We start from the raw sequence: 12611 nt of genomic DNA, 5'->3' as shown, positions 1-12611 counted from the left end.
GGGCTGGCAATACGGAGTGAGACAATCACCCAGATCAAGCCGCCGTCGACCAATTGATCCTTTTTTATGCCTTCAGTCCCTTTATTTATTCTTACTTTTGCTAGTATTGCTGGTGTAACGCTGCTGCTGTTCGGTCAAAGCACGAAAGCGCAAACTGGTGCCTGCCAAAGCTATGAGGCGGCATTCAACCTTGAAGCGGGAGTGCGGGATGGATAACCCTTAAACAAGCCAAAGAAAGCATTCTCTATGATGGATATTCAGATGGCACACCGGCGTGCTCCTCATCCATCAAGAATGAAATCAACCAAATGCCCTATGCCTTTCTGCTCGTGAATCAAGCTCTCTACAAAAGAGCGCGCCGCTTGAGACCGCGCAAAAGCATCCTGTCTTTTGTAAAATCATGCTGTATAGTTTAACTAGACGAGCCAATTCCATCACAACGGCTATATCATCAAAAACCTCGGATCAAAAGTCCAATCATTTGGCTAAAGCTGCCGAATATTATTCACAGGCCAAGGAGCTGATAGAAGTGAATCAGGATTGGCAAGCCTGTGGCTCAATGATTCTTAGAGCTCTCTCTGAGGAAAGGAAATCCGAGAATACCGGTCTTCAGGTGATGAGTGTGATCAAGTATCAAAAGCCCAAAAACAAGCTGGAGTTCAACTTCCGCAGTTGAGTTCAGCATTCAACTAGCCCTTAACGCAGGGAAGAATGAAGCTCGTTATCTTCCTCTAGGAGCCATTTCCTCCTTCAGGAAAGAAGCGGGGGAAATGGCCAGGATGCGCAGAGTGTTTAGACGATTCACTCTGCTGCAATCGGCATGGACGCCGTATCAGTCCCTGCCGCAAACCTGTTGTAGGCCAACACCTCGGACCATTCCTGAGTGTTAGTGCTTATTTCGCCAGGCTGATCGCTTGCTCCTCCAGCAGCAACAGATTAACTGACAAATTGGTTTTGAACGAACCTCGAAGATCTGCACGCAAAAAGTACGTTTCTCTTTAGGCAGGGCTGCTTATGACTGCCCTTGGAAGATGCTCTTTGATGCCAACGAATTGAAAGAGCTAAACCCAATCGTCTGTGTACTTGGTCTTGGCTGAGGTCACGGCTCGTACATCCTCTGTGGGGTGTTGTGCTGCCCATATGCCTCTGACTTCATGGCAGACGCCCTCTCGGTCGCAAACCTTGTAGCACTCGATGCCCTGTGGCGTGGTTGTGAGTTTTGTCGTTTCCATGAACCAAACCCTGCAAGCTCACAGATAGGTCGCAGCGTGAGTCCCGTCTAGACAAGTTGAGCTCAAAGGGTCAATACGTTACAAATTCTTGGATGGCTTAACTGCTGACGTCACGCATCTTCAGGCATCTGTCGCTTGACGCCAGATCCAGATCTACGCCTGCACTAATACAGTTGTACTAGCAGGAGAGGGTATGTCGGTTGATCATGCAAGCGCCGTTGCAGCGCCCAAGTCAGATCCCGTTTATCTGCACGTCAAGGCAGGCATGACCGTGATCGTCGCCGACACGGATGGTGCCTGGCGGATGGCTGATGTCATTTGGGTCAATGGCGGTGCCAGAAACCCAAAGATTCCAACGCTGTTCCAGGTGGCTGATGTCGATACCGGCGTCATCAATTGGATCAACGCAGACCTCGTAACTCACATTTGCCCCAGGGTTTAGAAGTCAGGGGTTGCTAGCTCTGAGTATTTCTGCTCACTAGCCCTTTTCCTTATGTTCATCAAACCTCAGATTTGTAGGCCCTCTTTGAACAGCACTAGGCCCTGCGCCTCCGCTTTTAGAAGCGCCAATTGATGACTGATCGAACTCTCGACATCTCAGCCGTACTGCGTGAAGCGCAGCTGCAGCGTCTCGAGGCCTCCCTGGCTTCAAAGTCAGTGCTCAAGTCGAGGCACCCAATGACAAGGACGAGTCAGTTTGCGACTGACCGTTAACGGTCGCTGTCCCACCCCTTGATCACCACGGCATATTGAATACATCTAGCTCCGGCTGATGTTCTCTGGATACTTGTTGTGGAGGCGCTTGTCTCGATAGCTCTGGGCGTCTTACTCGCCTGGTTCACCACCCGGTTGATATTTTGGTTTTTCAGCCCTGATCGGTATCGGCGAGGTCGCAGTTCAGAAGACTGAAATCGAATCCTGAGCTGCTGCCATCTTTGGCGCACTGGGAAAGCGACCATCAGCTCGCCGCTTTCATTTGGTGCTCCTCCAGCAGCAACAGATTGAGTGACTGAAAGGGTTTTTAACGAACCACGACAATCTGCACGCCAATAAGCACCCTTATCTAGGCAGGGCTGCTTTTGTCTGCCCTAAGCAGGCCTAACTTTGGTGACGCTCCTCCGAACAATGGTGCAGCTCATTTAGCCACTGCCATTGCCTCATCTTTATCGAAGTGAACATCTGGCAGGGGGGATTCTGTCTTTGGAGACCCGAAGACCTCCATCCAATGGTTTTTGTAGGAACCATTAGGCGCTGAGTGTCAGCGTTCGTTTCACGGTGACATAGCAAGCAACGGCCTGACTCCTCTTCTGAATGGGGGGGAGTCAGATCAGCGTTTCAGTTCCCGAAACCTTTCAGCGACTCATTTGGTCGCCGCTGTCGCCTCATTGGAACTGCACTGAACGCCTGGCAGGGGCGATGGTTTCTTTGGAGGTTCCTGTGCTGGGCATCTCCATCCAATGGTTTTTTCGTTTTAACCATTGGGCGCTGATAACTGTTCACTGACTCCCTTTCTATCCGGTCGGGGAGTCAGTTCAGCGTTATCTGACGGGAAATCTGAACCGTTGCCATCCTTGGCGCATGAGCAACAGGCAGCACCCTCCAGGGCCTAACGGCTCCTGAGGAAGGGAGGCTACTGAGGCCGCGAGAAGAACTCTGTCCTTCCCGAGCGATGCGGCATCGGTGATAACAAGTTCGCCAAATTAATTAGGTTGCCTGCGAACGCACCAATTCTCTTCAGAATTTCGTTGCAGAAGCTGTCTCCGGCGATCGCTCTCGCGGGAGACAGGGGGTTCTGCCAGCTCTCGAATCGCTCTTCCGAGGCCGTCGCGTGTGAGGGATTTCTCCCTGCTCGCGCCAGGCAAATATGGGGCCAAACAAAGAGATCGGCAACAGATCATTTGGTCATTTTTTGATTTCAGAAAATCTCCCGCGAAGACCTGTGATCCCTGTTACATCCGACACCGACAGAAGGTCTCTCATCCGCCCAGATCACTTATTGAGACTGACTTCTCAAAAGGACGGATGATGTGGGTCATCAGCTCTGCTCAAACATCGATCACGTTGGGCATTCCGCTGATCGCTGCCATCCTTGGCGCATGAGAAAGGTGCTGCTCCTTGATCGCAGATACAAGGTTCTGCTCCCAGGGGTAGTTCTCTCCGCTTCGGCATCGTGCTCTACTTGCACGAAAAACGTACCGTCCTGCACGCAAAACGCATGTAAAACCGCTCATACCTGCTTCAGACTGCCCCAGATGCACGCAAACTGCCTAGGAGGAACTAGTTATAGAGCCTTAATATCATAAGTTTTTCATCGAAAAAAAACTTCAGGCCTTCGCTTGCATTTGCTGCTCCTCCAGCAGCATGTTGAACTGCAGCAACTGTTCATCACTCAGCTGTTGTCGACTGGTGGACCCAAGATGTTGTTGGAGAAAAGCCCGGGCCTGATCGGAGTTCCAGCCCAGCTGCTTCAACATTGAATCTCCTTGCTGGAGCAGATCACCACGGCGGATAGGAGCTGGCGCGTTTGACGCATCGTCGTTGGCTTGGATCAACTTCAGCTGACGCAGATAGGCCACCAAATCGGCATAGCGCGTCAGCTTGTGGCGGCTGCCATGACCGAAAGCACGAGTCAAGTACTCCTGCTCCTGCTCCCGAGACCAACCGATACGTCTGATTTCCATATCGATGGCGGTCAGCTCATCACTCCAATCGTCAGGATCCGTGGGGGTTTCGGGCGGGGGATTGTCAGAGGCTGTAACGCGGAGCTCCTGTGGGGCTTGAGCGGGCGAGGCGGAAACGGACTCGGGCTCGGGCTCGGCCTGATCAAGCTTTCTTGACCTTGGGGTGTGGAGCGCCTTCGCGTCCCCATCGTTCGCCTTGGCTTCGAGACGAGCCGAAGTCTGTGTGGGTTGCGCTCGCCCAGTGGGCTCGAGCCTGGTGTTCAGGCGCTGCAAAGCCCTTTCCTCCGCTTCCTCCGCCGTCGCGGCTTCACCAAGCGCACTGCCCTGCAGAGAGCCGTCGTGCCATGCCTCAACTCGCACGATGCATCGCAGGGTGTCGACGTGACACAGCTCGGCCCGGATCTGCATCGCAATGGAACAGCGCTTGCACTTTCTAGGCTGCCGCGATGGACATCACTTCGCTCCCCTCACTCTCGGATTTCTTCGAAGGTGCCGATCAATGGAGAGAGGTTGTGTCACTGCTCCCCGTTCTGGTGTTGCTGGAGCTGATCCTCTCCGCCGACAATGCCGTGGCCCTTGCTGCCATCGCCAGAAGCAGCCGCCAACCGGAGCAGGAACGCCTTGCCCTCAACCTGGGTATTGGCATTGCATTGATCTTGAGGATCGCCTTGATCGTTGTCGCCCAATGGGTGTTGCAAAACGCATGGGTGCAACTTCTGGCTGCCACCTATCTGGTGTGGCTGGTGGTGGATCACTTCAACAATCGATCAGGCGATGACGCGGACTCCATCGAAGGCAGTGAATCCAGGGCTCTGTCACGCCCTTTTCTCAACACTGTTCTGCTGTTGGCCTTCACAGATCTGGCGTTTTCCATTGATAGCGTTGCCGCAGCAGTTGCTATCAGTGATCAAATTTTGTTAATCAGTGCAGGTGCCTTCATTGGCATCGTGGCGCTGCGCTTCTCGTCCGCTCTCTTCATCCGCTGGCTTGATCTCTATCCACGGCTGGAAACGGCTGGATTTCTCGCTGTTGCCTTTGTGGCGTTGCGCCTGATTGTTCACGTTGTTCTCCCCAGTCTCAATCAACCCGATTGGCTCACCCTGTTGGTGGTGCTGATGCTATTTGCCTGGGGAATGTCGATCCGCAGCAACGATCTCGATCAGGATGAAAGCCATGCTTGTTGAACTTCGTCATATCAATGGTGACCGTTTGATACATCGTGTTGATCTGGATGATCCACCACAACCGGGACGCTGGCTTTTTGTTGAAGAGCAATCCTTTCTTGTGATGCAACGTCGTCATCGTTATGCCCTTCGTAACGGTCGCTATGTGATGGCATCGGTGGCCTTGATGGTGAAACCCCAAGCTCGACCAGCTGATGCAACACCCTGGCGACACGGCTGGGTGATCGGTGATCCGAAGTGTCGGTTCAATGCTCGCAGCCCTTTGCTCCGTTGCGCCGTGTGGCCGGAAGGCCCCTGCGAGAGCTGCAGCCATCGTGAACTCGCTAATCCATGAGTGCTAATTGGCTCACTGGGCGTCTCTGCGCTGGCCATGGAGTCGCCTCCGGATCAAGCAACGAATCTCCGTACCCAGATGGAACGATTCGAATGCAAGTCCCTGTTTTCCAGGCCTTCGGGCTTGACTTATCGGGCTGTAATTTCGGGACACTAAACATCGATTTTTCCCCACTCGAGGTTTCTCTCACAAATCCAGATCACTGTTTCGAGAACGTGAATTGGACCGAATTCCACCCCCCTGAAACATTCTCGTTCTGGACTGTGGAGATCAAAACAAATGAAACTGACGTTGTGAACGGATGGATTTACTATCCCCATCCCGAGACCAAAGAACGTCATTGGCAACCTTCAACAACGTTGGAGTTGCTTGCACCCTACTTAAGGGGGATTGAACCCGGCAGCACCATTCAGCTTCGAGATGAAGGCGGACGAATCAAACTCGTGGATACGATTCGCCTGCGTGCAAGGTTGCTTGAATTCCTAAAATTCAGAGTGCTCGCATCACAGCAAACATTTTTTGAAGCTGACACCCTGTTGAAACGACAACAATGGCTTTCAACGATGTTCCCGGAAGCTCTACAACTCTCCGAACAGAATCTTGATCGGGTCTGGACTCAAGCGCGTTCGTTGTACACGGAAACCTGAATCAACCCTCATCGAAGCGATCTCCCGGAGTGGCCTTGAGTTGCTGCAACAGAACGGGTGCTGTGCTGCGAGCTTTCCCTTCCAGCTGTGCCTCCCGAATCAGAAGAGGACAACCTGAACTGCTCACCACAAGTCCCAAATCTTCAATCACTGCCAAGATCGTCCCTGGGGTATGCCCGCCCTTGGGCCACTGACCCACGAGGTTGCGTCCTTCGGCGCTGAGTTGATCCTGCAAGCGCTCGATCAACGGCTCTGTGTGCAACACCTTCAAACGTTTGCCCTTCCACTGGGTGAATGCTCCGGGATGAAGTCCCATGACTTTGCGATGGATGCTGAGGGCAGGGGCTGACCAATCCAATTGGAAATCCTGCTTCTCCAGCATGCGGGCATAGGTCGACTCCTCTGCCTGAACGCGCACGTTCAGCCTTGCCCATCTCTCGTCTTCGCTGCCAGGACCAGCCGCTTCAATTAGAGGCATGGCCTGCACCATCAGGTTTGCGGTCAGTGCACTCAGCCTTTCGGCTAACGCGATGGATGACTCCAGCAGCTGGATCGGGATGCGTTGCTCCAGCAGCACAGGCCCGGTGTCGAGGCCTTCTTCCATGGCCATGATTCCCACACCCGTTTCCTTATCACCTTCGAGCAGGGCCCACTGAATGGGACCCGCACCTCGCCAGCGGGGCAGTATCGATCCGTGGCCGTTCCAAGAGCCCAGGGGCGGTTGCTGCAACACATCCTTGGGAAGGATCTGTCCGAAGGCGACCACCACTGAAATATCGGCTCCGAGAGCATCAAGCTCAGCCTTGCAATCGTCATCCCGTCTGATCCGCTCAGGGGTAAACACCGGAAGACCCAGCTCTTTGGCCCTCGCCTTCACTGGTGATGGAACCAACTGTTTGCCGCGTCCACGCCGCCGATCTGGCTGGGTAACCACCCCAACAATGGTGTGACCCGTCTCATGCAATGCATCAAGGGTCGGCACGGCATAGACCGGTGTCCCCCAGAACAGAATTTTCAACGTCAGGCTTCGCCGGTGATCGAGAGTCCATCCACCCAAACATGGGGGGAAACCCCACGGTGTGTGACTTCAGAATCAGCTTCCAAATGAGCAATTCCGTTGAGAACGGAGCGGATGTCACCAGCAACCGTTGCCGCTTCAACGGACACCCGTTCGCCGTTGTTCACCAACCAGCCATCGAAAGGCAAGGAGAAGGAGCCCTGGGTGGCTTTTACACCGGCATGGAGAGCTGACAGATCCTCAATCAGAACGAAGGGGGCTGACTCGGTGCGGTGATCGAGGCTGTTGCCGCTGCTCACCTGCGGGTTGGAAGTAACCACGAACCAGTCTGGACCAACTGAAACCTTGGCTCCAAGACCTGCATGGCCTGTAGGTTGAACACCGAACGCTCGCGCCGTAGCTTCCGAGTGGAGGAAGTTCCGCAGACTTCCGTCCTCAATCAAGGAGAGCCGCCGTGTCGGTGTTCCCTCGCCATCAAAGGCAGCCGCACTGATATGGCCAGGATGGAGGCCGTCATCGTGGAGATTGAAGAAGGGAACCGCCACATTGGATCCAATCGAATCCCGTTGGCTCAAGCTCACTCCATCGAGCACAGAACGAGCATTGAACATGCTGCTGAAGGCACCAAGCAAGGAGAGGAAGGCCTCAGGCGTAAAACAAACCCGGTAGCTCCCGGTTTCGATGGGTCGATAGTCCAGATGGCTGACGGTTCGAGCAACCGCTTCGCTGATGCAGCCTTGAACATCCAGCTCGCTGCTACCAAGACCCAGACGAACAGCACCTCCACTGCGGGGCTTGCGACCTGTTTCTTCCGCTCTGGCGTAGAGATAAAGGCTGGCTTGGGTGCGCTCCATCTGACGGAGTGCTCCTTCACTGTTGAGATAGAGGCTCTGGGATAAGGATTCAGCCAGTCCGTTGTAGGGGACGGTCTGGATCGCGGAGTGGCGACCCAGCAGGTCTGCTTCCGCATCCCGGAGGGTGTCCAGAAGGGGGAGGATTCCCTTGCGTGGTTGCAGCGGTCGATCGAGCTCGGGAAGTGGAGCTGTCGCCAATGGTGAGAACTGAGGAATTTCCTCCGGATTTCCAAAACGGCTGGCCGCATGTGCTCCGACCAGAGCTTGATCTAATCCACTTTCCGAGAGGTCGGTGGTGCTAGTGATGCCCACCAGTCCTTCGTTGTTCCAGACCCTGACGGTGATTGAGCTCCGCTGCGAAGCCTTGAGTTGTTTGGCTTCACCGCGATCCACCTGAACGGAGCAGTCATCGCTGCAAGCTGCACCGAGGTCCCAGCGACGAATGCCTTCGCGAGAAGCGAGGGTCTGTAGGCGATCCCTGAGATCTGTGGCGTTGAGGCTGTTCTTGCTGGTCATCATCAACGGCCCCCCACCGTGATCGAATCAACCTTGATATGGGGTTGGCCCACGGTGACGAACACACTCCCGCTAACGGAACCGCAAAACCCTGCAGCCAGTTCCAGATCATTGGCGCACATCGAGATGCGAGGCATCACCTCCTTGGCATCACCGATCAACGTGGCCCCTTTCACCGGTTTGGTGAGCTTGCCGTTCTCAATCAGATAACCCTCTTCAACGGAGAAATTGAACTGACCCGTCGGACCGACGCTTCCACCACCCATGGCCTTGCAATACAGGCCTTGGTCAACGGATTCAATCAACTGCTCGGGGGTATGCGAGCCCGCATCGATGAAGGTATTGCGCATCCGGCTCGCAGCGGCGAAGGCATGGCTCTGACGGCGTCCGCTTCCGGTGCGTTTGTGGCCCGTGCGCAGTTCACCGGCCCGGTCACTGATGAACCGTTGCAGCACGCCGTCTTTGATCAGAACCGTGCGCTCCGGTTCCATTCCTTCGTCGTCCATCGAGAGGGAACCGAAGGATCCACCGCTCAGTCCTTCATCAATGGCAGTGACAGCTGGGTGAGCGATCAATTCACCAACACGTTCAGCGAAGGGAGTAGTGCCTCGTTCGATCTGGGTTGTTTCGAGAAGGTGTCCACAGGCCTCATGGAAAATCACGCCACCGAAGCGGTTGGCAAGAACAGCCGGCATCTGTCCGGCATCCACGTAGTCGGCACGCAACATCGTTCCAGCGCTGTTACAAACCTCAGCTGCACTGGCCTCGGAATCCCAGTCCCGAAGATCATCCGGACGATCGGAACTGCCATAGCGTCGGCCAATGCTGGACCGGTGATCTCCATCGGCGGCGAGAACGGAAAGACCGGTCGACTGATGCAGGCGGATGTCGCGGGCGTAGGTGCCATCGGATGCAGCCACAAGCACTTCTTGCCAGTCGCGGGCGTAGCTGCCGCGACGCACCTGAAGGTGCTGACCGAGACGATCAAGATGGGCTGTGCCCTGGAGCAGACATTGGCTGGCCTGGTCCAGGGATGGACAGCGTTCCAGCCAGTCGGTCTTGGTCAGACCGTGGTCGGTCAGCTGCTTCAACCCTTCAAAAGCTGACGGAGATGAAAGTTGTTGAGCCTCGAGCCCCAGCATGGCGAGGGCTTGATCAAGGGCCCGTTGGAGGCCAACTTCGCTGAGGTCGTTGGTGCTTACGAAGCCATCCCGGCCATCACGAAACACCCTGAGGCCAGCACCCCGGGCGAAGGATGGATTCACACTGGTGATCCGATCCTGTTCAGCGAGCAAACCGATGTGATCGGTGCACTCAAGGAACACCTCCACCAGGTCGGCTCCTGCAGCACTGCCGCGATGTAGCAAGGACTCCATGAGTCCTCGCCACTGGTTCGAAAAGGCGTTGGTCAAGAAATCTCCTCGGTTGGGCTGGGATCGTTCCTCAGCGCACAGCAGGCTGGAAGCGATCGCTGTCGACCGCAGGCATCAGAAAAAGCTTGGCCATTTCGGCACCGTTACGAATCCAGAAGGGCAGCTTCCGCAGCAGCTTTACAGGGGCAATAGCTCCGCTTGCATCGGCCTCTTCTAGGGCGGCATTGTTTGCCACGAGGCGTTCGAGGCGCGTCCAGAACTTGTCGTTGTTCACGTCGAGAACGACAGGGAAAACGCGAGCGGAGGTTTCATTGGTCTTCTCGATCACCATCTTGTCGTAGGTGCGGGCGTCCAATCCGAGAGCCTCGTAGAAGTCCTTGCGAGCCACGTCACGCACATACATGGTGGCGAACACCGCCAGGAGGAAGAAGCGGCACCAAAGTTTGGCAATCGGTCCACGAACCGTGTCCGGCTGGGCCTTCATCAGGGCATCGAAGAAATCGCCATGACGGTTTTCGTCCTGACACCAGTTCTCGAAGAAATTGAAGATCGGGAAGATTTTGCTGTCGGGATTCTTTTCGAGATGGCGATAAATGGCGATGTAACGCCAGTAGCCAATCTTTTCAGACAGGTAGGTGGCGTAAAAGATGAATTTCGGCTTAAAGAAGGTGTATTCCTTGTTGGCCGTCAGGAAGCCGAGATCAAGCTGCATCCCGAAATCGCCCATCGACTTATTGAGGAAGCCGGCGTGGCGAGCTTCGTCACGAGCCATGTGGGCGAAACACTCAGCCAGAAGCGGGTTTTTGGCCTTGATCCGGCGGCTCAGCTCCTTGTAAAGCAAGAATCCTGAGAATTCCGACGTGCAGCTTTGCTCAAGGAATTCGATGAACACCTTGCGGGTTTCAGGATCGAGCTTGTCAGCGGCGCCTTCAAACTCTTCGTTACGCACGAAATGGTGACGGTTGTAATCCTTCCTGAACTCTTCACAGATGGCTTCCAGTTCAGCCTCATTAGGCTGAAGGTCCATTGCCGCCATCGCCTCGAAATCGGTGGTGTAGAAGCGAGGGGTCAGGATTGTGTCCTTGACAGGATTCTTGATTGCTACAGCGCTGCCTTCGGCCACGGCGGTGGGAGGGACCATCAGTTGCGATTGACGATCCTGCCAATGTAGGCGTGTCAGCCCGACCCCCGAGGCGAAAGCGGGCGGTTAGTTACCTCCCAGCCACTTTTGGCCGTTAAGCCGTTGCAACAGGCGGGAGACGAGAAGGGGCAATGACATCCGCTTCTCATCGATCAGAAAGCTTTCCAGCAGCGTTGGCTCACTACCGGCATCAGCAAGGGCAATCACCTTGGTGCTGTTGATGTCGGCTTTGGAGAAGCAGACCCAGAAGCGGCGTCCCCCAGGCAACTCGCCAACCACCATCGGACATTCACCACCGACGACGGGACGCTGCCCATCCACGCGCTCAAGCCGATCGGCTTTGATGTCGTGTTCGGCCAGCTGTTTGGCGACGGCCGGCAGAAACAGCGTGTCGATGAATTCAGGGAAGGGCTTGTCTTCCGGTTTGGGCGGCTTGGCTTTCGGCGCCGCTTTGACGGGGGCGTCTTGACCTGAAGACTGCTTCTCGACTGGGGTTTCGCTCACCGATCAAGCATTGCTGGGGCAACTGTAAGCAGCTTGGTGCGTTGCTTACCAGTCCGCTTCAGGATCATCTCCCCAATCACCGAAGTCCTGTAGGGGAGAGGCCACGGCTGAAGCTTCTGGCGGCTGGGGGGCTGATGAAGGGCGTTGAATCACGCGGTAAGCCACAGAAACCGTTGGAGCCGGATCTCTCACATCGCGTTCGGGGCCGTGGTTTGCGCTCGATCTGGGTGTTGATGCATTAGCCGCATAGTCCCTTTCATCCAACTCCGGTTGAACGGGGGAACGCCTTTGACGAATCAGAGGACGCTCCAGTGGCGACACCAGAAACGCTGCTACAGCTGCTCCGGCCGCACCACCGACGCCAGCCATTGCGGTCCAAGCCCCCAAAGGGAGTGGAGGTGTTGTCCACACCAGCAGACGGATTCGGGTCTTGTCTCCGGCACTGGTGGCCGACAGAACCAGCAAGGCCAGCAGTGGCGCCAGGCAGGGAATCAGCAGAAGCCGCTGAAACATGCTCATTCCAGGGGGCCGTTCCAGCGGTTCAGAGGTGCGAGGTCTTCCTCCAGACCATCGAACAAGCGCACCACCAAAAAGTCCACCATCTCCTGCAACGAATCCGGACGGGTGTACCAGGCCGGAATGGGAGCGGCAATGGTGGCTCCGGCCTCAGCAAGGCCGGTGAGGTTGCGGAGGTGAATGAGGTTGAAAGGCATCTCCCGGGGAGCAATCACCAGAGGACGGCGCTCCTTCAGGTGCACATCCGCACAACGTTCAATCAGATCAGCCGCAATACCGGCATGGATCCGTCCGACGGTGCCCATGCTGCAGGGAACGATGACCATCGCCCTGGTTCTGCAGCTCCCACTCGCGATGCAGGCAGCTTGATCATTCCAGCGATGACAGGTGAGTTCGCCGCTCTCCACCGCAAGCCTGTCTCTCCAGAACTCGCGTTGCTTCAGAGGATCCACTGGGATGGACAGGCCCTGTTCCGCACGGAAGACCTCATGGGCACCATGGCTGAGCACCAGATGCACCGCGCGACCGCGTTGCAACAGAAGCTGTAGGGCGCGCTCGGCCAGGGGTTGGGCAGATGCACCGGTGACCGCCAGAACGTAGGGATGCATCAC

13 protein-coding genes are annotated in these 12611 nt (G+C 55.6%); 5 read left to right on the top strand and 8 right to left on the bottom strand.

What is annotated here, in order from left to right:
* The first annotated feature begins 481 nt into the window (after positions 1-481).
* On the top strand, positions 482-676 hold the full coding sequence (locus FZX09_RS03070) for a hypothetical protein (RefSeq protein WP_226399882.1): 195 nt from the start codon (positions 482-484) through the stop codon (positions 674-676).
* Between the two features lie 749 nt (positions 677-1425).
* Positions 1426-1674: a DUF3104 domain-containing protein gene (locus tag FZX09_RS03065; protein WP_226399881.1), complete on the top strand. Its 249-nt coding sequence runs from the start codon at positions 1426-1428 to the stop codon at positions 1672-1674.
* A 1882-nt stretch (positions 1675-3556) separates the two neighbouring features.
* On the opposite strand, the gene FZX09_RS03060 is transcribed toward FZX09_RS03065, so the two are convergent.
* On the bottom strand, positions 3557-4321 hold the full coding sequence (locus FZX09_RS03060; RefSeq protein WP_226399879.1) for a hypothetical protein: 765 nt from the start codon (positions 4319-4321) through the stop codon (positions 3557-3559).
* A gap of 38 nt (positions 4322-4359) precedes the next feature.
* Here FZX09_RS03060 and FZX09_RS03055 point away from each other — a divergent pair, with 38 nt between their 5' ends.
* From FZX09_RS03055 to FZX09_RS03045, 3 genes are all read left to right on the top strand, one after another.
* Positions 4360-5097, top strand: coding sequence for a DUF475 domain-containing protein (locus FZX09_RS03055; RefSeq protein ID WP_226399877.1), 738 nt, complete (start codon positions 4360-4362; stop codon positions 5095-5097).
* Positions 5087-5431 (top strand): DUF6464 family protein, encoded by a 345-nt coding sequence (locus FZX09_RS03050; RefSeq protein ID WP_226399875.1) that lies wholly within the window; start codon positions 5087-5089, stop codon positions 5429-5431. Before FZX09_RS03055 ends, FZX09_RS03050 begins: the two co-directional genes overlap by 11 nt.
* A 215-nt stretch (positions 5432-5646) precedes the next feature.
* Positions 5647-6078 carry a hypothetical protein gene (locus FZX09_RS03045; protein ID WP_370624162.1) on the top strand — a complete coding sequence of 144 codons (432 nt, stop codon included), beginning with the start codon at positions 5647-5649 and terminating at the stop codon, positions 6076-6078.
* Position 6079: 1 nt separating this feature from the next.
* Here FZX09_RS03045 and fmt read toward each other — a convergent pair whose 3' ends face one another.
* From fmt to FZX09_RS03010, 7 genes are all read right to left on the bottom strand, one after another.
* A complete protein-coding gene (gene fmt / locus FZX09_RS03040; protein WP_226399871.1) occupies positions 6080-7096 on the bottom strand; it encodes a methionyl-tRNA formyltransferase in 1017 nt (338 codons plus the stop codon).
* A 2-nt stretch (positions 7097-7098) separates the two neighbouring features.
* Positions 7099-8469 carry a TldD/PmbA family protein gene (locus FZX09_RS03035; RefSeq protein WP_226399870.1) on the bottom strand — a complete coding sequence of 457 codons (1371 nt, stop codon included), beginning with the start codon at positions 8467-8469 and terminating at the stop codon, positions 7099-7101.
* A complete protein-coding gene (locus FZX09_RS03030) occupies positions 8469-9878 on the bottom strand; it encodes a TldD/PmbA family protein (RefSeq protein ID WP_370624161.1) in 1410 nt (469 codons plus the stop codon). Before FZX09_RS03030 ends, FZX09_RS03035 begins: the two co-directional genes overlap by 1 nt.
* Before the next feature lie 31 nt (positions 9879-9909).
* On the bottom strand, positions 9910-10980 hold the full coding sequence (gene acsF / locus FZX09_RS03025; RefSeq protein WP_226399866.1) for a magnesium-protoporphyrin IX monomethyl ester (oxidative) cyclase: 1071 nt from the start codon (positions 10978-10980) through the stop codon (positions 9910-9912).
* Between the two features lie 66 nt (positions 10981-11046).
* Positions 11047-11484, bottom strand: a complete 438-nt coding sequence (locus FZX09_RS03020) for a DUF2996 domain-containing protein (RefSeq protein ID WP_226399864.1) — start codon at positions 11482-11484, stop codon at positions 11047-11049.
* Positions 11485-11529: 45 nt separating this feature from the next.
* A complete protein-coding gene (locus tag FZX09_RS03015) occupies positions 11530-12003 on the bottom strand; it encodes a hypothetical protein (protein WP_226399862.1) in 474 nt (157 codons plus the stop codon).
* The gene (locus tag FZX09_RS03010) at positions 12000-12608 is read right to left on the bottom strand and encodes a flavin prenyltransferase UbiX (protein ID WP_226399860.1); all 609 of its coding nucleotides are present in this window, start codon (positions 12606-12608) and stop codon (positions 12000-12002) included. The genes FZX09_RS03015 and FZX09_RS03010 overlap by 4 nt, the downstream gene beginning before the upstream one ends.
* Between the last annotated feature and the right edge of the window lie 3 nt (positions 12609-12611).

It is taken from the genome of Synechococcus sp. MU1643, assembly GCF_020514095.1.
In the GTDB taxonomy this organism is placed as follows: domain Bacteria; phylum Cyanobacteriota; class Cyanobacteriia; order PCC-6307; family Cyanobiaceae; genus Parasynechococcus.
Note: the sequence above shows the minus strand (reverse complement) of the source record. Positions and strands in the feature narration are given on the sequence as shown.

What these genes read in the sequence shown, in the direction of transcription:
- FZX09_RS03065 (WP_226399881.1), top strand. Translation starts at nt 1,426, where the DNA reads ATGTCGGTTGATCATGCAAGCGCCGTTGCAGCGCCCAAGTCAGATCCC.
- FZX09_RS03060 (WP_226399879.1), bottom strand. Translation starts at nt 4,321, where the DNA reads ATGCAGATCCGGGCCGAGCTGTGTCACGTCGACACCCTGCGATGCATC.
- FZX09_RS03055 (WP_226399877.1), top strand. Translation starts at nt 4,360, where the DNA reads ATGGACATCACTTCGCTCCCCTCACTCTCGGATTTCTTCGAAGGTGCC.
- FZX09_RS03050 (WP_226399875.1), top strand. Translation starts at nt 5,087, where the DNA reads ATGCTTGTTGAACTTCGTCATATCAATGGTGACCGTTTGATACATCGT.
- FZX09_RS03035 (WP_226399870.1), bottom strand. Translation starts at nt 8,469, where the DNA reads ATGATGACCAGCAAGAACAGCCTCAACGCCACAGATCTCAGGGATCGC.
- acsF (WP_226399866.1), bottom strand. Translation starts at nt 10,980, where the DNA reads ATGGTCCCTCCCACCGCCGTGGCCGAAGGCAGCGCTGTAGCAATCAAG.
- FZX09_RS03015 (WP_226399862.1), bottom strand. Translation starts at nt 12,003, where the DNA reads ATGAGCATGTTTCAGCGGCTTCTGCTGATTCCCTGCCTGGCGCCACTG.
- FZX09_RS03010 (WP_226399860.1), bottom strand. Translation starts at nt 12,608, where the DNA reads ATGCATCCCTACGTTCTGGCGGTCACCGGTGCATCTGCCCAACCCCTG.